This window comes from Kineococcus radiotolerans SRS30216 = ATCC BAA-149 (assembly GCF_000017305.1).
Taxonomy (GTDB): Bacteria; Actinomycetota; Actinomycetes; order Actinomycetales; family Kineococcaceae; genus Kineococcus; species Kineococcus radiotolerans.
On record NC_009664.2, the window covers coordinates 4,603,270 to 4,626,464 of the forward strand.

General features: G+C 69.5%; 30 protein-coding genes. 12 read left to right on the plus strand and 18 right to left on the minus strand.

The window, feature by feature from the left end:
* Nucleotides 1–76 precede the first annotated feature (76 nt).
* Nucleotides 77–508 carry a hypothetical protein gene (locus KRAD_RS21955; RefSeq protein WP_041292356.1) on the plus strand — a complete coding sequence of 144 codons (432 nt, stop codon included), beginning with the start codon at nucleotides 77–79 and terminating at the stop codon, nucleotides 506–508.
* Nucleotides 509–1,312: 804 nt separating this feature from the next.
* Here the strand turns inward: KRAD_RS21955 and KRAD_RS21965 are convergent.
* From KRAD_RS21965 to KRAD_RS21990, 5 genes are all read right to left on the minus strand, one after another.
* A complete protein-coding gene (locus KRAD_RS21965; RefSeq protein ID WP_041292358.1) occupies nucleotides 1,313–1,543 on the minus strand; it encodes a hypothetical protein in 231 nt (76 codons plus the stop codon).
* 106 nt (nucleotides 1,544–1,649) lie between these two features.
* Nucleotides 1,650–2,818 (minus strand): IS3 family transposase gene (locus tag KRAD_RS21970; protein WP_238985862.1). Its coding sequence is split into 2 segments (ribosomal slippage): nucleotides 1,650–2,530 and nucleotides 2,530–2,818, totalling 1,170 coding nucleotides; the frame shifts between segments, so codons are not numbered across the junction.
* 32 nt (nucleotides 2,819–2,850) lie between these two features.
* A complete protein-coding gene (locus KRAD_RS21980) occupies nucleotides 2,851–3,087 on the minus strand; it encodes a hypothetical protein (RefSeq protein WP_012087908.1) in 237 nt (78 codons plus the stop codon).
* Between the two features lie 144 nt (nucleotides 3,088–3,231).
* Nucleotides 3,232–3,993: a hypothetical protein gene (locus KRAD_RS21985; RefSeq protein ID WP_012087909.1), complete on the minus strand. Its 762-nt coding sequence runs from the start codon at nucleotides 3,991–3,993 to the stop codon at nucleotides 3,232–3,234.
* A 134-nt stretch (nucleotides 3,994–4,127) separates the two neighbouring features.
* A complete protein-coding gene (locus KRAD_RS21990) occupies nucleotides 4,128–4,532 on the minus strand; it encodes a hypothetical protein (RefSeq protein ID WP_012087910.1) in 405 nt (134 codons plus the stop codon).
* 279 nt (nucleotides 4,533–4,811) lie between these two features.
* Here KRAD_RS21990 and KRAD_RS21995 point away from each other — a divergent pair, with 279 nt between their 5' ends.
* Entirely contained in the window at nucleotides 4,812–5,417 is a 606-nt protein-coding gene (locus KRAD_RS21995) for a DJ-1/PfpI family protein (protein WP_012087911.1), read from the plus strand.
* A 331-nt stretch (nucleotides 5,418–5,748) separates the two neighbouring features.
* On the opposite strand, the gene KRAD_RS22000 is transcribed toward KRAD_RS21995, so the two are convergent.
* The 9 genes from KRAD_RS22000 to KRAD_RS24735 all read right to left on the minus strand — a co-directional run bounded on the left by KRAD_RS22000 (nucleotide 5,749) and on the right by KRAD_RS24735 (nucleotide 12,893).
* Nucleotides 5,749–6,498: an ASCH domain-containing protein gene (locus KRAD_RS22000; protein WP_012087912.1), complete on the minus strand. Its 750-nt coding sequence runs from the start codon at nucleotides 6,496–6,498 to the stop codon at nucleotides 5,749–5,751.
* 196 nt (nucleotides 6,499–6,694) lie between these two features.
* Entirely contained in the window at nucleotides 6,695–7,090 is a 396-nt protein-coding gene (locus KRAD_RS22005; RefSeq protein WP_012087913.1) for a hypothetical protein, read from the minus strand.
* Between the two features lie 147 nt (nucleotides 7,091–7,237).
* On the minus strand, nucleotides 7,238–7,672 hold the full coding sequence (locus tag KRAD_RS22010) for a hypothetical protein (protein ID WP_012087914.1): 435 nt from the start codon (nucleotides 7,670–7,672) through the stop codon (nucleotides 7,238–7,240).
* Between the two features lie 68 nt (nucleotides 7,673–7,740).
* Nucleotides 7,741–8,364 (minus strand): hypothetical protein, encoded by a 624-nt coding sequence (locus KRAD_RS22015; RefSeq protein ID WP_157873706.1) that lies wholly within the window; start codon nucleotides 8,362–8,364, stop codon nucleotides 7,741–7,743.
* A 677-nt stretch (nucleotides 8,365–9,041) separates the two neighbouring features.
* Nucleotides 9,042–9,272, minus strand: a complete 231-nt coding sequence (locus KRAD_RS22020) for a hypothetical protein (RefSeq protein ID WP_012087917.1) — start codon at nucleotides 9,270–9,272, stop codon at nucleotides 9,042–9,044.
* A gap of 3 nt (nucleotides 9,273–9,275) precedes the next feature.
* Complete coding sequence (locus KRAD_RS22025; RefSeq protein WP_041292362.1) at nucleotides 9,276–10,040, minus strand: Kelch repeat-containing protein; 765 nt, start codon at nucleotides 10,038–10,040, stop codon at nucleotides 9,276–9,278.
* 446 nt (nucleotides 10,041–10,486) lie between these two features.
* Entirely contained in the window at nucleotides 10,487–11,530 is a 1,044-nt protein-coding gene (locus tag KRAD_RS22030) for a hypothetical protein (protein WP_012087919.1), read from the minus strand.
* Complete coding sequence (locus KRAD_RS22035) at nucleotides 11,527–12,150, minus strand: RNA polymerase sigma factor (RefSeq protein ID WP_012087920.1); 624 nt, start codon at nucleotides 12,148–12,150, stop codon at nucleotides 11,527–11,529. Before KRAD_RS22035 ends, KRAD_RS22030 begins: the two co-directional genes overlap by 4 nt.
* 215 nt (nucleotides 12,151–12,365) lie before the next feature.
* Complete coding sequence (locus tag KRAD_RS24735) at nucleotides 12,366–12,893, minus strand: hypothetical protein (RefSeq protein ID WP_012087923.1); 528 nt, start codon at nucleotides 12,891–12,893, stop codon at nucleotides 12,366–12,368.
* Between the two features lie 125 nt (nucleotides 12,894–13,018).
* On the opposite strand from KRAD_RS24735, the gene KRAD_RS22045 reads away from it, so the two are divergent.
* Both KRAD_RS22045 and KRAD_RS24740 read left to right on the plus strand, forming a co-directional pair.
* On the plus strand, nucleotides 13,019–13,504 hold the full coding sequence (locus KRAD_RS22045) for a hypothetical protein (protein ID WP_012087924.1): 486 nt from the start codon (nucleotides 13,019–13,021) through the stop codon (nucleotides 13,502–13,504).
* A gap of 215 nt (nucleotides 13,505–13,719) precedes the next feature.
* A complete protein-coding gene (locus KRAD_RS24740; protein ID WP_012087925.1) occupies nucleotides 13,720–14,094 on the plus strand; it encodes a hypothetical protein in 375 nt (124 codons plus the stop codon).
* Nucleotides 14,095–14,238: 144 nt separating this feature from the next.
* Here KRAD_RS24740 and KRAD_RS26235 read toward each other — a convergent pair whose 3' ends face one another.
* From KRAD_RS26235 to KRAD_RS26240, 3 genes are all read right to left on the minus strand, one after another.
* The gene (locus KRAD_RS26235; protein WP_157873707.1) at nucleotides 14,239–14,490 is read right to left on the minus strand and encodes a hypothetical protein; all 252 of its coding nucleotides are present in this window, start codon (nucleotides 14,488–14,490) and stop codon (nucleotides 14,239–14,241) included.
* 564 nt (nucleotides 14,491–15,054) lie between these two features.
* Nucleotides 15,055–15,627: a hypothetical protein gene (locus tag KRAD_RS22060; RefSeq protein ID WP_012087927.1), complete on the minus strand. Its 573-nt coding sequence runs from the start codon at nucleotides 15,625–15,627 to the stop codon at nucleotides 15,055–15,057.
* Nucleotides 15,628–15,760: 133 nt separating this feature from the next.
* Entirely contained in the window at nucleotides 15,761–16,342 is a 582-nt protein-coding gene (locus KRAD_RS26240) for a hypothetical protein (protein WP_012087928.1), read from the minus strand.
* Between the two features lie 241 nt (nucleotides 16,343–16,583).
* On the opposite strand from KRAD_RS26240, the gene KRAD_RS22075 reads away from it, so the two are divergent.
* The 4 genes from KRAD_RS22075 (at nucleotide 16,584) to KRAD_RS22090 (ending at nucleotide 19,003) form a co-directional block, all read left to right on the plus strand.
* The gene (locus KRAD_RS22075) at nucleotides 16,584–17,132 is read left to right on the plus strand and encodes a nucleoside/nucleotide kinase family protein (RefSeq protein WP_012087929.1); all 549 of its coding nucleotides are present in this window, start codon (nucleotides 16,584–16,586) and stop codon (nucleotides 17,130–17,132) included.
* 186 nt (nucleotides 17,133–17,318) lie between these two features.
* Nucleotides 17,319–17,606 carry a putative quinol monooxygenase gene (locus KRAD_RS22080; RefSeq protein WP_012088043.1) on the plus strand — a complete coding sequence of 96 codons (288 nt, stop codon included), beginning with the start codon at nucleotides 17,319–17,321 and terminating at the stop codon, nucleotides 17,604–17,606.
* 154 nt (nucleotides 17,607–17,760) lie between these two features.
* On the plus strand, nucleotides 17,761–18,432 hold the full coding sequence (locus KRAD_RS22085; protein WP_012087931.1) for a hypothetical protein: 672 nt from the start codon (nucleotides 17,761–17,763) through the stop codon (nucleotides 18,430–18,432).
* Nucleotides 18,433–18,553: 121 nt separating this feature from the next.
* Nucleotides 18,554–19,003 carry a hypothetical protein gene (locus KRAD_RS22090; RefSeq protein ID WP_012087932.1) on the plus strand — a complete coding sequence of 150 codons (450 nt, stop codon included), beginning with the start codon at nucleotides 18,554–18,556 and terminating at the stop codon, nucleotides 19,001–19,003.
* A 154-nt stretch (nucleotides 19,004–19,157) separates the two neighbouring features.
* On the opposite strand, the gene KRAD_RS22095 is transcribed toward KRAD_RS22090, so the two are convergent.
* Nucleotides 19,158–19,757 carry a hypothetical protein gene (locus tag KRAD_RS22095; protein ID WP_049821317.1) on the minus strand — a complete coding sequence of 200 codons (600 nt, stop codon included), beginning with the start codon at nucleotides 19,755–19,757 and terminating at the stop codon, nucleotides 19,158–19,160.
* A gap of 270 nt (nucleotides 19,758–20,027) precedes the next feature.
* On the opposite strand from KRAD_RS22095, the gene KRAD_RS22100 reads away from it, so the two are divergent.
* From KRAD_RS22100 to KRAD_RS22120, 4 genes are all read left to right on the plus strand, one after another.
* Nucleotides 20,028–20,654 carry a hypothetical protein gene (locus tag KRAD_RS22100; protein ID WP_012087933.1) on the plus strand — a complete coding sequence of 209 codons (627 nt, stop codon included), beginning with the start codon at nucleotides 20,028–20,030 and terminating at the stop codon, nucleotides 20,652–20,654.
* Nucleotides 20,655–21,250: 596 nt separating this feature from the next.
* Entirely contained in the window at nucleotides 21,251–21,922 is a 672-nt protein-coding gene (locus tag KRAD_RS22110; protein ID WP_012087935.1) for an RNA polymerase sigma factor, read from the plus strand.
* Complete coding sequence (locus tag KRAD_RS22115; protein WP_012087936.1) at nucleotides 21,919–22,587, plus strand: hypothetical protein; 669 nt, start codon at nucleotides 21,919–21,921, stop codon at nucleotides 22,585–22,587. Before KRAD_RS22110 ends, KRAD_RS22115 begins: the two co-directional genes overlap by 4 nt.
* Nucleotides 22,588–22,722: 135 nt before the next feature.
* The gene (locus tag KRAD_RS22120) at nucleotides 22,723–23,172 is read left to right on the plus strand and encodes a hypothetical protein (RefSeq protein WP_238985789.1); all 450 of its coding nucleotides are present in this window, start codon (nucleotides 22,723–22,725) and stop codon (nucleotides 23,170–23,172) included.
* Nucleotides 23,173–23,195: the final 23 nt, after the last annotated feature.

Below are 23,195 nucleotides of genomic sequence, written 5' to 3' on the forward strand. Positions count from 1 at the left end.
TGCCCAGCGGCGAACACCGCAGGTGCCGAGCACACCACCTCAGCTGCTGCCTGGGCCGAGTGCGCACCGGTTGGAGGTGCGCCTGCTGCTGGGGGGTGTCCCGGTATTCGCGGTGAGCGTGTGGTTGATCTTCTTCCTCTCCAGAGGAGGACACGGCGGCTGGCTCGGCTCCGGCTTGGTGCTGCTGGTGGGGCTGGCGCCTTTCGCCTGGGTGGCGCACGGGTGGAAGGCCGTGGGCAGACGCAACATCGAGGAGCTGCAGCACGGTTACACGACCACGGTGATGAGGTTCGGGCAGTTCCACGTCGGTGGTGGGGGCCATGTCCGCGACACTGACGCCGGTCCGCCGTGGGATTACAGCGGCACGTGGGTGCTGCAGGGGGATGGACGGGTGAAGTCCGTGCCGCGGCCGGGAGTGGAGCCTCCGGGGATGTATCCCTCGCCTGTGCGAGCGGGTGCTGAGGAGTTGTGGACCGGCGCTTCTTGGACGGGCTACTACCGCGCGTGAACGCCGGCGGGGGCCACGGCCTCACCGCTGGGGGTCATCTCGGATGCGTGCTGAGGTTCCCGCTGAACGTCTATGCCCTTGTTCTGCCGGTGAGGTCGACCGCTCGGTCATCGTCAGGACCGTGCGACGTCTGCGGATGACCGTGCGGTCGTGGCTCGAGGTCCGGTATCAGGAGTTCATGTGGCGGGTGGGCTCTACGCCGGCTGGGGGTCCTGCGGCAGGCTGAGCGACCGAGGCCGCAGAGCGTGGCCCACCATGAAGGCGTGTCCAGCGCCGAGCGTGACCCGTCAAGCAGTCCGCCGCGCTCAGGGGCGCTGCGGAGGCGTGGTCTTCTTCGCGGATTCGGGGTCGTCGCCGTGATCATCGTGGGTGTCCTGGTGGGTCGTGTCCTGGGCGCCTCGACGCTCAGTACGACGGTAGGGGAGCTCCTGGTCTGGGGAGCCACCTGTGCTGGGCTCACCCTCGCTGTGATCGTGGGTCGCCTATTGGTTCATCCCTGGTGGGGAGCCGTGCTGGCGTGGGGGGCGTTCATGGCAGGTGTGGTGCCTCCGCTGTCGGATCAGGACGCCTTGTGGGCGGTTGGGGCGTTCGTGCTCGCTCTGCTGGCTGCGGGCTACGTCGCCGTCCTGAACTCGGTGGTCTCCGCGTTGGACGAGAGGCGTCGGCGGCGCCTCCGCTGATGGGGTGGGTCTCTGGGCGAGAAGGAGGCAGGAGCATCCGAGACCGCTGGCATCTCCTTCAGAGCGGTTGTCGCCAGCAGCGCAACCGCGCGGACGGCGGGATGACCGCGAGGTCGCAGGCCGCCTACTTCGTCGCTGCCCGGTCACGATCGTGGTCGTCGAGACGCCCACCCCACGCGAGCAGCAGGGCAAACCCCGAGGAGATCAACGGCAAAGCGAAGTAGATCAGCAGAATCCACGACCTGCCGGCGACTGCGAAGACGAGCTGGGTGGCGATGACCGTCAACGGAACCGCGATGCGCGCCCAGAAGTTGGCCGTGAACAGCATCGGCCAGGGCGCGATGAGGTGCACCATCCAAGGGATGCCGTAGACCGCTATCCAGCCCAGCGCCTGCAGCGGGGACCTCTCGACGAAGGGCGGGTCTGCCCCTACTTCAGTTGACCCTCGTCAGTAGGGGCGGTCAGGCCGCGTGAGCGGCTTGCAGGAGTGTCTCGTACTCGATGGGTGTCAGTCGACCCAGCGCTTGCTGACGACGGCGGCGGTGATAGGTCCCCTCGATCCACGAGACGATGGCCAGGCGCAGCTCCTCCCGACTGGCCCAGCGCCGGCGGTTGAGGACGTTCTTCTGCAGCAGGCTGAAGAACGACTCCATGGCGGCGTTGTCCGCGCAGGTCCCGACCCGACCCATCGACCCACGCGCTTGCCCTGCCGAAAGAGCGCGAAGGTAGCGGTGGGAACGAAATTGGGCTCCGCGGTCCGAGTGGACCACGAGCTCAAGGACATCGGTCCCACCGCGCAGTGCCAGCGCGTTCGACAGGGCTTGGACGGCGAGGTCGGCAGTCATGCGGGCATCGATGGAGTAGCCGACGATGCGGTTGGAGCAGGCGTCCTTGACCGCGCAGAGGTAGAGCTTGCCTTCGGCGGTGGGATGTTCGGTGATGTCGGTTAGCCAGAGGGCGTTCGGCTTCTCAGCGGTGAACTTACGGCGGACGAGGTCGTCGTGCACGGGTGGTCCCGGCCGGCGCCCGGCGCCGCGTCTGCGGGCGTGGGCTGAGAACAGCTTCTGCAGGCTGCACAAGCGCTGGACGCGGTTGCGCGAGGTCCTGACGCCCTGCTGCTGCAGCTCGTCGGCGATGAAGCGGTAGCCGAACTCGGGGTCGTCGTGGTGGATGTCGACGGCGGCGTTGAGGAGGTGAGCGTCGTTCCAGTCCCGGTCGGTGACCGGAGCGGCGCGCCACTTGAAGTAAGCCTGCTTGGAGAAGCCCAGCACCCGACAGGTCACCGCGACGGGGATCCCGTCGCCGGCAAGGTCACGGACCAGCGGGTAGATCATTTTGGCAACGTGTCACGGGCGAAGTACGCCGTCGCCCGCCGCAGGATCTCGTTCTCCTGCTCCAGCTGCTTGGCCCGCTTACGCAGCTCCCGGTTCTCCGCCTCGAGGTCCACGCCCACGGCAGGCGTGCTGTTGGACGCCGTCTTGCCGTCCTCGCGGTCAGCGATCCTCAGCCAGCGACCCAGGCAGGACTCGGAGATCCCGAAGCTGCTAGCGATCTTCGCTCGGGTCTGCCCGCCTTGGCGGGCGACGGCGATCACGTCGCGGCGGAACTCGTCGGGGTAGCGCTTGTGCACGGTGCTCATCCTTCCAGCGAGGACCATGATCCTCACAGGTCGGAGTCAACCAAAGCGGGGGCAGACCCGGGAGCCCCCAGCTGCTCCAAGGCGGTGTCGAGCAAGAGGCGCAGCTGGGTGGGGTCGTGATCGGGGACTGCCGTGGCCAGCTCGCGCACGGCTGGTGAGTCGTAGCCGCGGCTGAGCGCGGTGTTGGCCCATGTGCTCATGTGCTCGGCCGGCAGGTAGCCGAGCACGGTACGGGCACGGGCGCGCTGGAGAGGATCCACGGATGCAGTGTCGCTAAGGAGGGAAAGCTGGGCTTGCTCTGGGCGGGTGAGAACGCTGCCGGACTCATTCCTTGCCAGGGCTGCGACGTGATCATCGCCCGTAGGGCGGGATGACCGTGACGTCGGTGTGGGCCGTGCGTAGGGTCAGGTGGGGAGGTTGACCCCGTCCCTCAGCAGGGCGACCCCGGCGACAGGATCACCAGAGACGTTCACGCTGACGCCGAAGACGTGATCCGCCGCGGTGGCGCGCCAGGCCATGCGAGTGTCACCAGGATCCATGTATTGGACTCCGAGCACGTTGCCGTTGCGCCACTGCAACGTGGTGAAGTCCGAACTGGAGGGCTCGCTGGTCGCCGAAGCGGTGGGCGGCTGGGCGATGTCCCCGCCGTAGAGGATCGTCATCCACACCAGTCCCTGGCTGCGGGCCTCATCGAAAGACGTGCCGTCGGCGTCCACGCCCGGAGGTAGGTAGGCGATGTTCACGCCGTGGACGTCGGCCGCCGGGTCCGCCGGCGGTGCAGGTGGGTTGGCCGCTGAGGGCACCGGGTGCTCGAAGATGCCGGCGCCTTCGGAGCTGCCGCAGGTGAGGGTGAAGCCGCGTTCCTGCAGCGTCGGGAAGCTGGGGATGGGGATGCCGAGGTGCTCGGCGACCTCATCGCACGCCAGGGCGCCGCCTACGAGGTCTTGGGTGGTGCTGAGTAGCCCCAGGGGGTTGCCGCGGCGGGCGTACTCCGGGTGGGTCAGCGCCGCGACGGCGTCCTCTTGAGCGGGCGTCAGGACCAGCGCGGGCTGCTCGCCCTCTTCGGGGGAGGTGGCGGTGGTCGGGGTGTTGCCGCAACTGCAGAGGGCGTACAGCACGAGGGTCAGGCCGGCGACCCGCCGTGCCGCTCGTGTTCTCCTGCTCATGCTGTCCCCTCACTGGTGATCGCGTCGCTGCTGGGACGCACCAGCAGTCTTGCCGCCATCACGGGCCGGTGTCTCACCGGAGGGGCGATGACCACGCGGACGGCGGGATGACCGGTAGATCGACATCGTCAGCTTCAGGGCTGCTGCCAGGGTGCGAGGTGGTGGGCATCACCTGGGGCGACAGCTAGCTCCACGCGCAAGCCGTCGGTGAAGACCACGGTCCACACCTGCGCCCAGGGGTCCAGCCAGACCAGCTCGCTTTTCTGCGGCTTGCGCGGTTCGGAGCTTTCGAGTCGGCCGCCGACCAGCACTGCGCCACGCCAACGCAGATCACCCTCGTCGCTGATGACCGCACCTGCCGCGCCACCCCACGCCTGGCTGAGCCCATGAGGTGACGGCCCCAGGGACCGGATGCTGGCGTCGAAGACGCCCTCGCCGTAGAGGCCGCGTTGGCCGCGGCGACGTAGTCGGGGGGCGAGCAAGCCGATGGCGGTGCCGAGGATCGCCATGGCGATGACTGTCCAGATCCAGTGGGGCATGGAGCTCCTGAGTGCGGCGATGGGAGGGGTCTCAGCTCCCAGGTTGCCAGCTCCGCCGAGGCACTGAGCGATCATCCGGAATTCGGCATGACCGCGACGTCGCCGGTCGTGTACGACCGCCCGGATCGCGGTATGACCGTGCGTCGCCCATCCCCTTATCCCGGCTGCCTACGCTGGGCCCGTGGCTGACCTGCAGATCGTCGTCCTGCTCTTCCCCCAGGTGACGCAGCTGGACTTCACCGGGCCGCGCAGGTCTTCGACCGCCTCCCCGGCGCCCAAGTGCATCTGGCCTGGCACGAGACCGCACCGGTGGTCACCGACTGCGGCTGGTCCATCGTGCCCACCACCACCTTGGCTGACTGCCCACCGGCGGACATCCTGTTCGTGCCCGGTGGGGAGGGCGCCTTCGACCTCTTCGGCGACGACGTCGCCCTGGGCTTCCTGCGCCGCCAGGCCGCCTCCGCGCGGTGGGTCACCTCGGTGTGCACCGGCTCCTTCGCCCTCGCCGCGGCGGGCCTGCTGACCGGCAAACGGGCCACCAGCCACTGGGCCTCGTTGCCGATGCTGGCGGAGTTCGGCGTCGTGCCGGTGGCTGAGCGCGTCGTGGTCGATGGTGCGGTGGTCACCGGTGCCAAGATCACCTCCGGCATCGACTTCGCGCTGCACCTGGCGGCGTTGGAGTGCGGTGAGGATCTGGCCCGGTGGGTGCAGCTGGCCTTGGAGTACGACCCCGCTCCGCCCTTCAACCATGGCTCCCCACGGACCGCTGATCCGGAGACGGTGCGTCGGGGGCGGAAGCGGGCCCGAGCCAGTCGTTTGCTGCGGGTGCAGCAGGCAGCTGGTCGCCTTGCCCAGGACGCGGGTCAACGCGGCGTCGCGCCGTGAGACGAGCGGTCGTCTTGGCTCGACTCCTGACAGGTGGGTGACGGCTGCGACGTTTTGGTCAGCGGGATGACCGGGCGTCTGACGGGTGGGCTTAGGCACGGTGACACTGGGAATGCTGCTGCCCAGCGACGGCTTGTAGAGGGTGGTTGATCTGCTGCATGTCCCCGGGCCTCACCTTCAGCCGCTTCGAGCGGCCTTTCGCCGAGAGGCGACTGCCGGATCGACCATCGCGCCACGGCCGCCGGGCTACTCAGCCCGGCGGCCGTCGTGCGTCCTGAGTGGGTCAGTGCCGCGCTGAACGTGGGATGGCCGCGCAATCTCCAAATCCGTGTCAGCTTTCGTCGACGTCGAAGCGGACAAGGACGACGTAGTCGTCGCTGGACAGGTGCGGGTAGTAGTTCCGCAAGCCGGGCAGCACGCTGGCCGCGTCGGCGAAGCCGTCCTCTCGCGCTTCCTCGTCGCTGATCTCGGCGACAGTCTTGGCGGTGGTGGAGGTGATCCTGCCCGCCAGGGTGACCTCGTCGTCGACGTCACCGGCGTTGAGGTCACCGGCGGTGTCGGTCCTGGCGGGCTCGAAGACCAGCAGGGCTGGACCGACCTGCACGGGATCGTCGAGGCGCAGGGTGGCGCGCTTGCTGCCGTCGCGGACCGCGGGTAGGTGGGAGGCGCGGAAACGCAGGCGTTGAACCTGCTGCGCCTGCCAGCGGTAGGTGTGTGGCAGCAGCTCCTCAGCTCCTACTACCTGGGGACGGTCAGGGGTGGGGACGACGACGGAGATGGTCGGGTAGTAGTCGGCCAGGACTTGCCGGTCTCGTCCGCACGGGGCGAGCACCCCGCGGCCCTCGTCGCCGACGGCGACGATGAGGCGGGGGGCTTGCGCGCCGGCGGTGCGGGCGGTGGCGAGGGCGACGAGCTCGGCGCAGGGGCCGCCGGTGAAGTGGTAGAGGTTCAGCCCGACGTGGATGCGGTCGTGCTCGTCGAGGACGGCGGCGGCGACGGTGTGGATGTTGCCGTCGCCGTGCTCGCGGGCGGCGTCGATGAGCGCAGGTACGGCGTCTGGGCCTACCGGGTCGGTGATCACGGGGGCAGCGTAGGGGCGGGTCGCGCAGGTCGTGATGTTCCTTGCCAGGCGCCAGCGACAGCGCTCACAACGCGGGATGACCGTGAGGTCGTGGCTACCGTGATCCCGCCGATCGCCCGATGACCTTGCCTTAGGTGAACCGCCACTGCTGATCCCTTGTGCGGGTTCTCTAGAGCGGGGACAAGTGGTGGTGGGCTCAGTCCACGCGGGTGTGCAGGTGCCAGCCGTGGGTGCGGCACTGCTGCACCAGGTCAGCAGCTTCCTGCAGCGCAGCGAGCTGCGGGGGGCTGTCGGCGGCCAAGGTCTGAGCATGCAGCAGGTCATGCGCCAGCTGATCGAGGTCCTCGGGGCGGTAGCGCCGGTCGTACCAGGGGTGGAACTGGGCAAGCTCTGCTAGTCCGGCGGCGTAGCGCTCATCCGGGGAGTGGCTTCGGATGAACTCTTCGAAGGCGTCTTGGGTGTCGGCGTTGTCGGCCTTGACCTGTCGGTCGGCATGCAGGCGGTGGGCGCGTCGCTCCGCACGGGTCAGGTCCTTCAGTGGACGGGTGTGCTGCTCCCACGCCTCGGTGGTGGCGACGAGCGTGATGGCCATGGTCAGTGCTCCAGGTCCTCGAGGATCGCGTCAGGGGCTGAGGAGCCCACCACAGCACATCGTCGGCTGGCAGGTGATCGTTCCCGCCCCCGTCAGTGATCACGCGGATGGCGGGATGACCGTGAAGTCGGTCAAGCCGCTCGTCGTTCAGAGCTGCGGCAGGGTGTAGCGCGCGATCCGCTGCTGGCCCCACCCGAAGCGGCTCTCGGTGATCCAGTCCTCGAGGTGGCTGGCCAGGCGCTGTGCGCACTCCTGGGCGGTGAAGGGGGAGTGCTGCTCGCCGTCGGTATCGCCGCCGTGCCACGACGGTGAGCTCAACAGGTCTTGGAACGTCTCGCCGGCGGCGGTGATGGTGATCCAGACGTCGCCGGGGTCGCCGTCGATGCCCCAGTGGAGAGTGAGCTGCTGCAGCTCTTCCTCGCGCAGCAGCGAGGTCACGACGGGCAGAGCCACGGTGTTCTTGAGGGTGTGCAGGTGCTCGTCGTCGGCGTCGGTGATGTCGCCCGGCCGGGCATGGATGGGTCCGCTGGAGGCGCCGAAGTGGAGAGTCAGCTTGCTTGAGTAGGCCGATTCTTCGTCCATAGTCAGCACGCTATGGGGCTGGGACTTCGCACCCAAGGCGGGATGACCGTGAAGTCGAGGTGTTCGGGTCAGTAGTGCGGCAGCCCCTCTTCTGGGACGTCGTCAGCGCACGCCACCCGCTGTTGCTGAACGACGTAGGCCGCAGGCTCGACGTGCAGTTGCAAGCAGGTGCGGCCCCACTCGGAGCTGTTGACGAAGCTGGTGTCCTGGGAGAGCAGGTAGACGGCCAGGACGAAGGTGGCCTCCGCCGGCGGGGTCGCCCCACCGGCAGTCGGGACGTCGCTGCTGAGCACTCGCCACGACCCCCTGGACCGGCCCGTCCAGTACGTGGCCGGCGGGTCCTGCAGCCAGTCTTGGATGTCGTTGACGCGGATGTCGTTGATGCGGATGTCATTGACGTCGTTGACGCGGAGGGGTGTTGCTGCTGCGCCGTCCGGATCGAGCTCTCCGGGGATGCGCCCGGTCTGGACGTAGCCCTGCACGTCGTCGACGACTTGCTGCGCGACGTCCTGGGCCAGTTCGTCGGCAGCGGACAGGGGTGGCGCGGCGGGCTCGTCGCGCACCGCGAAAGCAGCGCCCGCCAGGACCAGGGTCGCGACCGCGGACAGGGCGAGGCGAGCACGTAGTGCGGGCCGGGCGCGCAGCGGCGAGTGAGCAGTGATCTGCGGCCCGTCCACGCTGCGACTGGTCATGGTCGCGGTACCTGAGTCGTGATCACCTGGCGAGTCTTCCAGGAGGGTGAGGTGCGTCGAGGCCTCTGCATGGACCATCCCCGAGACCACCACACCGTGCCGCGGGGGATGGAGGGCTTGAGCGGTGTGGAGGGCTCGGGCGGATGATCGCCCGGCTTTCATCTCGCGCCTGGACACCTGCGGATGGGTGAAGCCGTCAGCCGCCGACGGTAACGGCGCACACCGCGGGATGACCGTGAAGTGCTGGGGTCTTTGGTCCAAGGGTGTAACGACCCAGGCAGATGACGGCGCCGGTGCGCTGGGTGTAGCACGATGCAGGCGTGACGTGGGTGATCTGGGTGTTGTTGGGAGGGGCCCTTTCTGTGCTGTCGGTGAGGGCTGATGCGAAGAGGTCGCCAGGCCGTCGCCTCTCCTGGTGGGGCCAGCGCCCGCGTGGGCGAGGCTGGTTCGCTGCCCTCGACTTCGGCGCTGTCTTCTGCGTCATCATGGCTGGTACCTCCGCAGCAGAGACCGCGACGCCGACATGGGTGGTGGCTGCTGCAGTCGGCGCCGCCATCCTGCTGCCCTACCTAGCCGGAGTGGGCCTGCACAATCGCTCGTTGAGCCGCTGACACCAGCATTGCTGGCCTGCGTGCCCTCAGCGCCTGCGCAAGGTCTGCGGGATGACGGTGAGTACGTCAATGGACGGCGGGCCGGTAGGCCCTGGCTGTGGTGTCCACCTCGTCGTTGCCCAGTTCGGGGGCACCACTGATGGCGCCCAGGGCGATGAGTACGTCATCGGCCCACACGACGGCGCCGGGACTGCTCCCGCCCTTGTCCGGGGGTGGGGGTAGTGACGTCCAGGTGCGGCTGCGGTCGTCGTAGAGCAGGCCCTGGGTGGCGATCAGGCCCTCTCCAGCGGCTTCCACCCACTACCCCGGGGCGAGATCGGCCGCTTCTTCAGCGCCTGGCAACGTCGACCAGGCACCCCCGGGGAGGGTCAGGACCCCGGCAGCCGGTAGCTGCCTCCCGGCATAGGGCCCGACCGCCGGGGTGAAGCCGGCGAGGGGGATGGCGTCGATGACGCGGTTGCCGTGCAGGGTGAGTTGCCCCCCTTCCAGTTGCTGGTAGTTCGGTAGCCGCCGCCAGGTGCCGGCCTCGACGTCGAGCAGGGCAGCAGCCAGTGGTCGTGGGCCGATGTCGTCGCGGGAGTAGTCGGGGTCGATGGCGATGAGCAGGAAGCCGTGGGGGGTGTTGATGGCGCGTCGCCCTGCCCGGCCCAGCGGGTCGGTCGGCACCAGCGACCACTGCTGGGTGCGGGTGTTCCACTGGAAGTCGGGGATTTCCTCGAAGCCGGTGGCGGTGAGGATCAGGTGGTCCCCAGCGGCGTGGAGCCAGTTACCGGTGGACTCGGCGGGAAGGTCGTGCCGGGTCCAGGTGTCGGTGGTGGTGTCGAACTGCATGAGGCCTTGGGGGGCGAGGAAGTAGACACTGCCGTCGATGGTGGGGGCACCGGAGCTGGCGTCGATGGAGGCGACGGGTGCTTCGGGCAGGGTGCGCCAGGTGCCGGTGGCGGGGTCGGTGCCAGGGGTGAAGGCGATGCCGTCGCGGTGGCGGACGTCCTCGGGGGTGGCGGTGAGGGAGTCGCCCCAGGTGTCACCGCTGTGGGGGATGGTGGGCGAGCCGCCCAGGAACACCGCTTCGGTGCCCGTCCACGCTGACAGCGCCCGTAGGCGGGCCGGGCCTGGTGCCGGCGGAAGGATGGACCATCCTTCGGGCAGGGTCGGCTCCAGGGATGGACCGGCTGCGGCCTGCCGACCCCTGGTGCAGGCGCTGGTGGCAGCCAGGAAGGCAACGGCAGTCGCAGACAACGCTGTCCGGCGTGTCAGTCGGTGCATGATGATCGCCCTCTTCTCGGTGTCCCCTCGATCGTGGCGCGGTGACGGGCTTGCTGTCGCGGTGGTTCCTGTCGGCGGCATCGGCGACGGGTGTGATCTTAGGTCGGTGACCTGTAGAACCCTCCGCAACCCAGCAGATGAGTGAAGCCGCCAGCCCCCAACGACAGCGCACGATGCGGGATGACCGTGAGGTTGTGGAGCTGTCCCAATCGCGCCCGGATCGCGCACGTTTCGCACCTGCAGGCTTACGGAACCTCGAACTGGCCGATGACCGTACTGCCGTCGGAGGCGTAGACCGGGATGTCGTGGGGAGTGGCTGGGTGGTTCTGCGCCCAGGTGGCCGCCTCTTCAGGTGAGGTGGGCGTCGGCTGGCCCGCTTGGAGATCACGGGCGTAGACGTAGCCCTGCTCGCCGGTGCTGGTCTGAGCCGCCACAGCGATCAGGTCGGGATCGCCGCTGCCGTCGGTCTTGCTGACGCCGTAGGTGTCGCCGTTGGCGTTGGTGGCCCAGTCGGTGGGGGTGTGGGTGGAGTAGGCGGTGGTCAGGGCCCACCGGGTTCCGGCGGTGGCGGTGATGGTGGTACTGGTCTGCCCCGTCGTCAAGGGCAGGGTGTAGCCGGCGCTGCCGCGGTGCGGCAGCGCGAGACCGGGAGTGGGAGTCGCCGCGTTGGACGCGACATCTTCCGCAGCGACATTTTCGACTGCGACGTCCTCCGCGACGACGTCCTCGGGTGCGCAGGTCAGACCGGCGCCGTCGTCGAAGGTGAGGCTGCCGACGCTTAGGCAGGTCAGGGTCAGCTCGACGCTGGTGACCCCCGATGGGCGCTCGCCGAGGTCGATGGTGGTGGTACCGGTGTGCACGACCGTGCTGGCCGGGGTGCGCAGGACGACCTGGTCGGCTCCTGGCAAGGGGAGAACCCCGGAGGCGACCGCGGCCCCACCGCCGGCGAGGCCGACGGCCAGGACGGCGCTGAGGGTGAGGGTGCGACGGCGAGACCAGCGGCCCCAAGGACCATTGCCCCGGCGGTGCTCGGTCACGGTGGTGGCGACGGTGCGCTGCAGCTCCCTGCGCAGCGCCGCGCGGAAGACCGGGTCCGGAGGAGTGGAGCTTGTCGCGGTGAGACGGTCCCGTAGCCGCACGTCGAACGCAGCGTCGTCGCTGGCGTCGTGGCTGGCGTCGTGGCTGGCATCGCAGCTGGCGTCGTTAGCGCTGTAGCTGGCATCGAAGGACTGGCCATCGGCCGGGGAGGGGCTGCCGGTGGTGCGGGGGGTGCGCGGCTGATCGCTCATGGATGCTGCCCTTCGGATGCGTGCAGGCGGCCAGCGGCGGGATGGTCGGCCAAGGCGGTGCGCAGGCGGGTGCGGGCCCGGTGCAGGCGGGTCTTGGCGGCCCCGGGGGTGAGGTCGAGAAGGTCCGCGGCCTCCGTGAGGGCGTACTCCTCCAGCACCACCAGCGTGATGAGCTGCAGGTCGACCGGCTTCAGTGACCGCAGCGCGCGTGTGAGTTCCTCATCGCCGAAGTCAGCGATGCCGGCGAAGTCGCTGGGGGCGGTGTGAGCTGTACGGGCCGCCTCGCTAGCGTCGGGAGTGCTGTCCTGGCGGGGCAGACGCTGCAGCAGGTCACGGTAGCGGCGGGTGCTGCGCTGGGTGTTGCGGGCGAGGTTGGTGGCGGTGACGAGCAGCCAGGGCAGAACGCTGTCGTGGACGAGGCGGACGTGCTCACGTCGCCGCCACAGTTCGAGGAAGGCAGCCGCGGTGACGTCGTCGGCGTCGGTGCTGCTACCGGTCGGGACCAGGCGCAGGGTGTGGCGGTAGACACGGGCGTGGTGACGGTCGAAGAGGACCCCGAAAGCGTCGCTGTCTCCGCGCAGGCTGGCGGCCCAATGCTCGCCGTCGGTTGCGGTGTCCACGCCCTCTAGTGTCCGTAGGGGCCTGGATGGTTACAGGGGTGGGCCACCAATCTGGCGTGGAGGCGCCCGTCCCTGGTGCACCCGCTGCTCGGCGCCACCCTGATGCCGCTGGCCACCAGCGACCGCCCGGACCGCGGGATGACCGTGCGCTCTCCCACCGCGGGATGACCGTGCGCCCTCGCACCGCGGGATGACTGCACACTCACGGCTGAAGGTCATGTCTGCACAGACGGTGTGCTGGCTTCGTCATCGAGGGTCATGAACCGGTCCGGGTCAGGTCGCTTGTCCAAGGTGTCCAGGGTCATGGAGGACAGGAGCTCATGGGCGTACTCGATGATCTGGCGCCTGCTCTGGTCGTGGTCGATCTCCCAGGAGTACTCCCAGTCGGTGGCTTCGTTGAGCAGGCCGTTGAGCTCTTCAGGGTCACCGAGGCTGCTGGAGATGCCCCAGATGAGCTCAGCTCCCTCCTCCGGGCTGATGAGGCCCTCGACGATGGAGCGGGCGTGGGTGTGGGCCATCACCCACAGCGCCTGGTGGTCGCTGAGCTGGGGGGCGCCGAGCTCGTCGAGGGCGGTGGTGAGCAGGTCGCGGCGGGCGCGGGGGTCTTGCGGGGCGCCGGCGAGTTCGCGCAAGGCGGGGGAGTCGTAGCCGCGGGCCAAGGCGTGGGCGGCCCAGTCGGGCATCTGCTCGGGGGGCAGGTCGCCGAGGTGGGCGCGGGCTCGGGCGCGGTAGAGCGGGTCCACGGTCTCAGTGTCGCCGAGCCGGCAGGTGCGGGGAGGTCCTTCTGGGGAGTCGGTGACGCTGCAGCGGTGGGAGCGTCACGTCACACCACCGCGGGATGACTGGAAGCTCGCCGCAGGTGCTGCGGGTGAGCGAGGATCCTCGAGTGCCTGATGCGCCGCTTCACGTCCGCGCGCGGGTGCGCCACGAGCCGGACCGCTCCTACGCGGTGCTGGTTGAGGGCCCTGAGGGGGAGGTGCTGGTGGGCACCACCCGCCGCACCGGTGAGGTGCTGTCGGTGGGACGTGAGGGCGCAGCCCGGGTGTTCGCGGTGGCGGTGGGGCAGATCGCGCGGGACTTCGACGTAGCGTTCCCGCGCCCGCCCTATGGGCGTGATGGGCAGTGGGTGCGCATCGTCGCGGTGGAGGATTCGAGCGAGGCTGAGGAGGTGGAGATGCTGGGGGTTGCGGGGCAGGCGCACTGGTTCGGGGCGGAGGCGGCGTGGTTCGTGACGGTGCCCGGGTACGGCACGGGCATCTACCCCGGTGAGCTGCTGGACTTCGAGGCGGTGATCAGTGCGGAAGAGGAAGCGGCGCTGCGGGCCTACACCAGCGGGGGCGCTGACCGGTCCTGACCCATCCTAATCCGTCTCCATCCGTCTCCATCCGTCCTGACCGTGCATGGCTGAGCGGTAGACCGCCCACGGCGCCAGGGCCACGGAGGTGCTGGACATGGGGAACCACCCCGTCCGCTGCAGCGATTGATGGGCCGAGGACGTGGTGGTGCCCGTTGTGGGCTGGTGGGGTCGTACTGCGGGCCCCAGCATGCTGCTCGATCTAGCGTGGCGGGGTGACCGCTCTCCCCGACGATGCGCGAGGCCTCAGCGATGACGAGGCCGGCGTCCTGCAGCTGCTGCTGCGCGCGGACTTCCCCGGTGCGGTGCAGCTGCGGGCGCAGGCCGTGCACCTGCTCGCCGCGCGTGGCTGTACCTGTCCCTGCGGAAGCATCGATTTGTTCGTCACCGATCCGGCTGCTCCTCGGGCGTTAACGGTGGGCTGCACGCCAGTGGAGGCCAGCTTCGACGCCGGTCAGGTGGGCCCCTGCTCTGTTGTGCTCTTCGTGCGTGATGGGCTTCTGGACCGGTTGGAGGTCGTCTACTACGACGACCCGCTGGCGATGCCGAGTCCGGAGCAGATTGCGTCGATCTCGGTGCGACGTGCCTGATGCGGGGTTGCCCGGTGGGAGATGGTCGTCTGCTTGCGTCGTGTTGGCGCTGTCCTTGAGGCCCTGATCGCGCACAACGCGGGATGACCGGACGGTTCATCACCGGCGGTGCGTTGCAGAGGTCACGCTAGGCGTGAGGACGCGTCAGTTGGTCAGCCCCGCGTAGATGAACGCTGCTCCACCCGCCATCATCACGACACCGCCGCCTCGTTGGTAGGCACGGTGGTTGCCGGCCGCAGGTTCCCGATTTTGATGATCTTCGTAGAGCTTGAACCGGGACTTGTCGAGGAGCCCTACCGCTCCGGCCAGGCCGAGCAGGACGAGCAGCACCCCGATGATGACCAGAGGGACACCTTTCAACATTGCTTCGTCCTCGTCCTTCGTCGTTCGCGGCACCTGTGACGGTGAGAATGCCGAGCCGAGCCGCGTCTTGCTTCCTGAGTCCCCGGATGGGCCAGCGTCCGCGCCTCGGCGTAGCGGCGGGTGCTCTGTCCGTGAGCAGTGGCGGGTACGGCGTCGGCTTGACAGGGTGACGTGCTGGATCGCCGAACCAGCATCCGGCCGTGCAGGGCCCGTGTGGAGCCCGTGCGAGCGCTCGGCCGGCGGTGAGGTCGCCTACTTGCGGGTGGAGCGCCGGATCATGAGGCCCACTACCAGGATGACGACGACCAGCACCAGCCAGACCGGGAAGGGAAGAGACCCACCACCTGTACCCATGGGTGGTGTCTACCTTGTGGGCGGGTCGGGGGCGCCCCGACGTCACACGTACGGCGGCAAGATCAGCCAGTGTCGGCCTGCGCGTCTGCTGACCGGGCGTCTTTCGCGAGCTACCGCATCTCAGCGACGTCCGGGTGATCCACGGGTTCCGCGACCACTGGGTCCTTAGCAGCTGAGTGAAGTCGCCCCCCCCGCCGGCGACAGTGCGCACAACGGGGGATGACCGCGACGTCACAGGTGTGGCTACTGGTCGTAGCCGCTGCCGTGAGCGAGGAGGGCACCGTCGGCTGCCACCGCACGCCAGCTGCTGTCCTTCACGGCCCACTCGCTGGCCTCGTCCAGGAGGGCAGGGGTCCACCAGATCCCGCCGGTGGCGGGGGCGTAGTGCTCGATTCCGTCGGGTGTGCGCACGAGGACGACGGCGACGTCGGCGCGGGCGTAGCCGAAGAAGTGGCTGACCCCTCCGCCCGGTGCACCGGAGACTTCCGGATGACGCCAGGTGGCGGCTACGTCGTCGGCGGGTGCGGTGATCGTGGTGGTGAAGTAGCCGTGGCTGGCGCGGGTGCGCTGACTGGCGGTGAAGTACGTCGTCGCCGCGTTCGGTGCGCGGACACCCAACGCATCGGCGTAGGAGGTGCGGGCGGCGTAGACCGCGCGTAGGCCGGCGGGTGCGGGTGTCGCTAGCGGGCGGAAAGTGTCGTCTGCTGCTGCTGCTGCTTGGCGCAGGTGGGAGTTGGCGGCGGCGTGGAAGCAGCCGAGGATGGACTGCTCGGACACCGTTGCTAGGTCCAGCAGTCGGGGTGTCCTGAAGTCCACGGTGCGACCCTAGGACGGCGTGACCGAGACCCCTAGGATCACTCGCTCTTTGGCACGAGCGCGACGTCGCGACCCGTCGCTGACGGACCGGATCGCGGGATGACCGGGCGTTCTTCGTGGTGGGCTGTTCGGCTCAGAGCAGGGGAAGGACGGTGGAACTGAGGTTGTCCAAGCCATTGAGGGTGAGGTCGCTGCTGGTCTCGGGTAGGCCCCCTTGGGGCCAGGAGAGGGTGATGCGCAGCATGCCGTCGCGGGGGAGCTCGCCGATCCAGTAGGCGGCGTCTCGGGCCCACACCTGCTCGTCGTCGGATGCGTGCAGGGCGCCGGTGGTGGTGGCGACCCCGCGAAGGCCGTTCACCTCTACGACCACCCGCGGCTCCGAGTAGGGGGTGCTGCTCGCCTCTGCTGCCCGTTCGTCTGCTGGTGTCCTGAACGTGCCTTGCCGTGCGGCGAAAGTTCCTGGGGCGGGGGCGGGGGCGGGGGCGGGGGCCACGGAGGGGTAACGGCGGATCTTGCCGTAGGACCAGGCTGCGGCGTCGTGGGCGCGCTCACCGTGGGCGCGGAAGGTCAGGGGTAGGTGCAGGCCGCTGGGGTGGGCGTAGATGCAGCGCAGGCCGGCGCTGATGCCGGGGGCTTGGGCCAGTATGTGGGGGCCGTGGGCGAGGGCGCCCAGTTCGTGGGGTGGACGTTGGGCGGGCCACTCATGCTTGGTCATGGCTTGAGCATGGCCCTGATCATCTTCACCCGTCGCGCCACCATTGCGGGATGACCGTGAAGTCGGGGTGTTGTCGCCTCCGGGCGTGCAGCCACGCCGCCCCGTGGGGCAGGGTGAGGTCGTGTCCTTGACCCTGCCCGCGGGAGAGCCCGCTGCCGGCCCGTGGTGAGCCGCGCCTGAAGAAGAGCTCGTCCGCCTGCTGCTGCATGCGGCCGGGACGCCGACGGGACGGCCCCGGGTCGTGGCCGTGGACGGTCGTGGCGCGTCGGGGAAGTCCACGCTGGCCGAGCGCCTGCGCCGGAGGGTGAGCCGGTCGGTGGTCGTCCACACCGACGACGTCGCCTGGTACGAGTCCTTCTTCGGGTGGGGAGGTCTGCTGGCGGAGCACGTCCTGCGCCCCGTGCGCGGCGGGGAGGCGGTGTACTTCCGTCCGCCGGCGTGGACGAGGGAGGGACGAGAGGGAGCGATCGAGGTCCCTTCCGGCCTGGACCTCGTCATCGTCGAGGGCGTCGGAGCCGCTCAACGGGAGCTGGCCGATGTCATCGATGCCACGGTGTGGGTGCAGTCCGACTTCGCTCAGGCCGAGGAGCGGGGCATTGCCCGTGACAGCGCGCTGGGCGTCAACGGGGATCCGGTGGAGACCGTTGCATTCTGGCATGAGTGGATGGCCGAGGAGTTGCGCTTCCTGCAGCAGCAGCGGCCGTGGGAACGGGCCTGTCTGATCGTCGCCGGAACCCCGCTCATCCCGTTGGACGATAACCAGGTCGCTGTCGCATCCGGCCCCCTGTGAACCACGCGGCCATCGACAGGTCAGGACGTTCAGGGCCGGCCATGATCGCGCGCTGAGTGCGGGATGACCGGATGTTGGTGGGGGCGCGATCGCACCGCCCCTGCCACCCTGCAGGCGGGGACCGATGAGGTTAAACGACATGGGCAGTCTGCCCGTCACCACCACATCAACCCCCAGGAGTTCGACATGATCATCGTCGCTGGTCACCTCGGCGTCGCCCACGAGGAGCGCGAGGCGTACTTGGCTGGCTGCTGTGACGTGGTGCAGCGGGCTCGGGGTGCTGAGGGCTGCCTGGATTTCACCATCGCAGCGGACCTCGTGGACGCCGGTCGGATCAACGTCTTCGAGCGTTGGGCGTCGCAGGCAGCCGTGGAGGCCTTCCGTGGCAGCGGTCCGAGCGAGGAGCAGGGCGCGGCGATCCGGTCGGCCTCGGTGGCCGAGTACGACGTGTCCAGGGCACGCTTCTTGACGTGACGGCGTGCGCGTGGCCCACGCGGGCATCGGCGAGACCGTGACGTCCCGGGCGGCGGCGAAAGCGCGCACAACGCGGGATGACCGGACATTCCCCGTGCTGGTCCAGGCGCCGTTTCCCCAGCCGGAGGACGGCTGCCACGGTGGAGGGGTAAGCATGCACAGCGAGGACTCCTTCCGATCCCGGCCTTTGAACGGCCTCCCGCTGCCGGCCTCGACCGCGGCCGCCGTGGAGTCGTTGCTGCCTCCGCGCGGGCGTCCTACCCGAGGTCCGGGCGAGCGGGGCCGGCTGGGGCACTTCGAGCCGATCCCGGAAGAAGCCGCAGCTGAGTGGCTGGGCTTCGCCCCGCCCACCTTGCCCAGCCTGAGCGGGTCCGGGTTCCGTCGGCACTTCGCACGCCAAGGTGGGCGCGACCTCGTCGCGCGGGCGGACCTGACTCGTGGGGAGAGTGCCGCGGTCTACGTCTTCTACTTGCCGGCGGGCTCGGCGTGGCGGGAGGAGACGAGGTTCGTCGAAGCACGCCGGGAGGGTCTGACGTTCTTGTGGCTGCGGGCGGGGTACGGGGTGCCCTGGCCTGAGGAGGAAGGAGGACCGGTGGGAGTGGAGGAGACCGCGACCATTGGTCGTGACCCTGCCAGTGGTGACTTCCTCACGCTGACGGTGGGCAGCACCCGGGTCGGGGTCCAGTACCAGCGAGGGGTGACTCGCCTGGCGTGGTCGTACCGTTCCCAGGACGCCGACTTCAACGTCACGGTGATGAGTGGGCGCTCACCGCGGGCGTCGGTGGAGATGCTGGTGAGCGACCGCGGCGCGCTCTACCTGGGCTGAGACATGCTCCCTGCGTGAGGAGCTGTCGCATCACCGGTCACCGGAACCCGCCCAAATTGCGGGATGACCGTGAACTAGCTCGACGAGGTCCAACTCCTCCTGCACGCGGCATGATGCGGTGATGGCGACGACGTCGACCGAGCGAGCACGGCGTGGTTCCCGCTACCGCGGGGAGCGGCTGCTGTGTGCGCTGGCGGTGCTGAGTCTGTCGGTGGCGGCCTGGCAGGTGTGGGTGAGCTGGTGGGCCGAGGATGCCCAGGCGCCGGCCGCGGCGGGGTGGTTGTACCTCGGTGCGGGCCTGACGTTGGCGGCGGCTGTGGTGCTCGGCAGTGTCCGTCTGGGGGTCCCGCTGCCGGTGGTGGTGGCGACGGTGGTGGTGTGCGCCACCGCGGCGTGGACGCTGAAGGACACCGGAGGCCCGTTGTGGATGGTGGGGGTGCTCACCGTGGGCGTCGTCGCGGTGATGATCACTGGGCTGATCGGGACGCTGGTGGTGCTGTTGCGGGCCCGGGCTAACCTGCGGCGCGAGGTCCATGCACCCCCTTCCAAAGCACCGCGTGAGCGGGGCTGAAGGCGCTACCGGGAGGCCCTTTGCAGAAAGCGCCGTCGCGGACTTCGGCAGGACCACGACGTGGTCAGGCCAGTTGAGGCCGCCCGTATCGCGGGATGACCGTGCGTTCCCCGCGTCGGGAACGGATGCTCCGGCTGCTGGGGCTGCCGCTGCCTCAGCGCCGCTGCGCTGCCTCCTCCTCCTGCGGAGTCAGCAGCCACCGCGCGAAGCAGCCGCCATCCACTTCGGTGTACCAGCGAGCGGTGACCTGGAAGGTGGTGGCCGGCGCCACGGGTAGCCGTAGCCCGGCCGGAGCGTGGGCTGCTTCGGCACCGGTGACCGGGTGCGGCTTCAGCGTGGGGAACGGGCCTGGCGCCGAGTCGATGATCGGGCCGCTGTGCTCCCCGGTCCCGTCCAGCGCGGCGTTGTAGAGCACCAGCTCTCCGGTGCAGACGGTGAAAGTGCCCCCGGACTCGTCGTCGTCATCGAGGGGATGCTCCAGAGCGGCCTGCAGCACCGCCCCGTAGTCCTCGCCGGAGGCCTGCACGATGCGGATGTGCTGCTGGTCGCAGAAGACCTCCAGCCAGCTCTCGTCGTTGACGGCGCCGTCGGGGGCGATGAGCCCGGCGCTGCCTTCTCCCACGGGGGTGCTCGTCACGCTCTGGCCCAGGTCGCAGAGGGGCTCGTAGTGGTCGTGGCTGAACCCGGCCCAGGAGGCCAGGTGGGGGGCGTCGAGGGCGAGGTAGATCTCGCCGTCGCTCCAGAGGCGACCCACGTGCGTCCACATCGGCTTCGCTCCCTTCGTCGAGGTGCTAGTCGCACCGGCTGCTGCGAACCCAGCCGCCACCCCAGCACGGCAGCCGGTGTTTGCATGATCTCGCACCTCGATCGACGTGAGGGCGCATGCGCGACCGGTCGTGAGACAGCGAGAGGGCGGCCACTCGTGATCACACCTGGATCGCGGGATGACCGTGCGCCCGCGGACCGCGGGATGAACGTGAGGTCGTAGATGCCGGAATGAGGAGTTGATCGCTAGCGTGCGGGCATGGACCGTCGCCGCCGGTTGCTGACTGCCGCTCTGGCCGGTGTGGGCTACGGGGTCACCACCTCGGCGTTGAACGCGTTGTCCTCCCCGGACGGTGAGCTGGCCGGCACATGGTTGCAGTCCGGGCTGCGGGTGCTCAGCACGATGACGGGAGCTGGGTGGGCGTGGGCGGCGTTGGCCGTTGCCGCCGGCCGGTTCGTGAGGAGTCGGCGCTGGGGCGCTGCTGCGGGCGCGCTGGCCTTGGTGGCAGCCACGACGGTCTACTACGCGCTGGACAGCGTGCTGCGGGAGGAGCCCGTCGTGGACTCCGACATCTGGTTCTGGAGCGCGGGTGCTGCGCTGCTGGGTCCGCCGCTGGGGGTCATCGGTGCCTACCTCGGGCGCCCCGGTGTTCTGGGGTTGCTGGCCGCGTTGACGGTTCCGGTGGGAGCCGGGGTGCAGGTGCTGGTGCTGCCGCAGGGTGTGGGCGGGGTGCAGGACGCACCCGAGGCAGTCTGGGCGCGGTGGATCGTGGCGGGGGCGGCTGTGGTCGCCGTCATCGTGGTGGTGCGTCGATGGTGGGCCATCCGAGGCGGGCGGGGCGGGCGGGATGCGGAGCTTGACGGGGCGGTCTCCTCGCCGCGGTGAGCGCTCGTCGGTGTGCTCCTGCTCGGGCTGGCCCGTGGTCACAGCTGGCCGTGGCCGCGTCCGTATCGCGGGATGACCGGGTGGTCGGCGCTGAGGCTCTGCTCCTTCCGTGGTGCTGAAGTTCGGCGAGCATGCGTTGGCCACGCCGGTTCAGAGGACGACCACCTGTCAGGGTGGTGGTCATGGAGGCGGCGACGCTGTGTCGGGTGTGCGGGTGGAGCTTGGATGAGCCGGGGTGGGTCGACGGTCTCCCGCAGTACGTGATCTGCGACTGCTGCGGTGCGGAGTGTGGAGTGGATGAGCACTCCGCTGAAGCGGCACGGGGGTATCGGGCTGGGTGGGCGGCGCGGGGGTATCCGTGGTGGGACAGGGGGCATCAGCCGGTGGGCTGGTCGTTCACCGAGCAGCAGCGTGAACTCATCCCCGCCGCCTATCGCTGAGCCCTCTACATGAGGCGTGACGCCGGCCCCAGCGCGGGATGACCGTGCGCCTGCACCACGCGGGATGACCGTGACGTCCTCCGCAGACTGAGTGCGGCTGTGATGCAACCGTGGGGCGCTGCCGCGGCGTACCAGGTGGTGAGGGGGTGATGGCCGGTGGGCGCGGACAGCGACACATCGTTCGACGACTTTGCCGTCGCGGCGATCCCGCGGCTGCGGCGGGTCGCCCACGCCTGGTGCCATGACTGGCACCACAGCGACGACGTCGTGCAGGACACCCTGGAACGCGTCTACGCTGCGTGGCCGCGGGTGCGCCGCAACGGGCAGGAGTACGCCTACGCCCGCGCCACACTGGTGCACCGGCTGATCTCGGAGAACCGCCGCGCCTGGCGCCGCCACGAGACCACCGTGGACGAGCAAGGGCTCAGCGATGCTGCCGATGCTCATCCGGTCGCCGATAGCGCCGAGCAGAGCGCTGCGCGCCTGGACACCACCGACCTGCTGGCCCGCCTACCGCTGCGCCAACGCGCGGTCGCGGTGCTGCGCTTCGTGGAGGAGCTGCCGGTGACGCAGGTGGCCGAGCTGCTCGGGTGCTCAGAGGGCACCGTCAAGAGTCAGGCCCACCACGCCCGTACCGCTCTGCGCGCCCTGGGTCTTAGCGCGACGAGCGCGCCGGTTACACCGGCTGCGTCGTCCACGGTGTTGTCGCCCACGTCGGTCACGTCGCCCACGTCGGTCACGTCGCCCACGTCGCCCCCGTCGCCCACGTCGGCCGCCACCCCTGCTGACAGCTCACGGCCAGGCCCCGCCCGGAAAGGACGATCATGATCGAGCAGTCTGAGGACCAGCCCGGCGACGTCGAGGTGGAGGCGCGGCTACGCCGGGACGTGCAGATGCGACCTGCTCCGCCGTTCGCCGCGGACCTGCAGGCCGTGAAGCGGCGGGGTCTGCGCCGGCGCCGGCGCCGGCAGCTCCTGCCCGCGGTCGTCGTGCTGGTGATCCTGGGCGCCGGGGCCACAGCAGTCAGCACGGGAATCCTGCCCGGCATGCAGCGGCAGGGAACGGTCACGGCCGTACCGGCCCAGGAGGCAGAAGGCGATGCTGCGGGCGCTGCAGGCATCCCGGCGTGGTGCCAGGGCGGGAGCATCAGCTACGACTACGACGGCACCGGTCCGGCTAGCCCAGAGCTGGCGGTGCAGTACCTCATCGACCTCACCACCGCTCAGGACGAGCACCTGGAGCAGCAGCCCGGGTCGGCGCAGGTCGACGACGCGCTGGCGAAAAACTCGGCCGTCGTGACGGCCTTGCAGGCGGTGAAGGAGCAGGCCACGCAAATGGGCGTGGACCGTGTCCGGCAGGACGGTTCCGTCGTTGCCCGTGATGGGAGCGGTGAGGTCATCGCGCGAGCTGAACTCGCGGAGGTCCAGCCAGGTCAGTGGAACGTCGTCACCCTCAGCTTCTCGCCCCCGGCTGTGCCTGAGTGCGGTCGGTGACGGTGGAGGTGATCGCGCTCGGTTGCCAGCAGGTCGTCTTGACGATCGTGATTGCGCACTGAGTGCGGGATGACCGTGACGTCGGATGCGTCGAACAGCCCTCCCCACCTGCCGGTGCGCGAGCATCATGCGGAGATGGACAGCACAGTCGCTGAAGCCCCGCCGAGACGACCCGTCCCCCTCGTCACAGTGCTGGGCGTCGTGCTGCTGCTCTTCGCCATCGGCATGGGCGCATGGGTGGTGTGGCAGCTCAGCGCCGGGGGGCGAGCCCCAGCGGCGTTCCGGGAACGCTCCGCCGTACCGCAGTGCGCCTCGATCACCGTCCCCCAGGGCGGGCCCGCCTCGTCGGCTCTGCAGGACTGCCTGCTCGGCGCGGCCGCGCAGCGCGAGGGCGCGGAGGTCCTGGTGACGTCGCTGACCACGGAAGGGGACCCGATCAAGACGTACTACCGCGTGGTGCCCGGTGGTGAGGTGGAGATCTTCACCGACGCCACTGCGGACTCCTTCGGTTCGGGGAAGTGGAGCCACGACTGGTGCCCGGACGTCGCGGCGCTGGAGAGCGGGAAGGGCTGCCGGCCTGCTTGATCAGCGCCCACAACGTGGGATGA

Coding starts and splice junctions, on each gene's coding strand:
- KRAD_RS21965 (WP_041292358.1), bottom strand. CDS start 1,543: ATGGTGCACCTCATCGCGCCCTGGCCGATGCTGTTCACGGCCAACTTC.
- KRAD_RS21985 (WP_012087909.1), bottom strand. CDS start 3,993: ATGAGCAGGAGAACACGAGCGGCACGGCGGGTCGCCGGCCTGACCCTC.
- KRAD_RS21990 (WP_012087910.1), bottom strand. CDS start 4,532: ATGCCCCACTGGATCTGGACAGTCATCGCCATGGCGATCCTCGGCACC.
- KRAD_RS22005 (WP_012087913.1), bottom strand. CDS start 7,090: ATGGCCATCACGCTCGTCGCCACCACCGAGGCGTGGGAGCAGCACACC.
- KRAD_RS22010 (WP_012087914.1), bottom strand. CDS start 7,672: ATGGACGAAGAATCGGCCTACTCAAGCAAGCTGACTCTCCACTTCGGC.
- KRAD_RS22015 (WP_157873706.1), bottom strand. CDS start 8,364: ATGACCAGTCGCAGCGTGGACGGGCCGCAGATCACTGCTCACTCGCCG.
- KRAD_RS22030 (WP_012087919.1), bottom strand. CDS start 11,530: ATGAGCGATCAGCCGCGCACCCCCCGCACCACCGGCAGCCCCTCCCCG.
- KRAD_RS26240 (WP_012087928.1), bottom strand. CDS start 16,342: ATGACCAAGCATGAGTGGCCCGCCCAACGTCCACCCCACGAACTGGGC.
- KRAD_RS22080 (WP_012088043.1), top strand. CDS start 17,319: ATGATCATCGTCGCTGGTCACCTCGGCGTCGCCCACGAGGAGCGCGAG.
- KRAD_RS22085 (WP_012087931.1), top strand. CDS start 17,761: ATGCACAGCGAGGACTCCTTCCGATCCCGGCCTTTGAACGGCCTCCCG.
- KRAD_RS22090 (WP_012087932.1), top strand. CDS start 18,554: ATGGCGACGACGTCGACCGAGCGAGCACGGCGTGGTTCCCGCTACCGC.
- KRAD_RS22100 (WP_012087933.1), top strand. CDS start 20,028: ATGGACCGTCGCCGCCGGTTGCTGACTGCCGCTCTGGCCGGTGTGGGC.
- KRAD_RS22115 (WP_012087936.1), top strand. CDS start 21,919: ATGATCGAGCAGTCTGAGGACCAGCCCGGCGACGTCGAGGTGGAGGCG.
- KRAD_RS22120 (WP_238985789.1), top strand. CDS start 22,723: ATGGACAGCACAGTCGCTGAAGCCCCGCCGAGACGACCCGTCCCCCTC.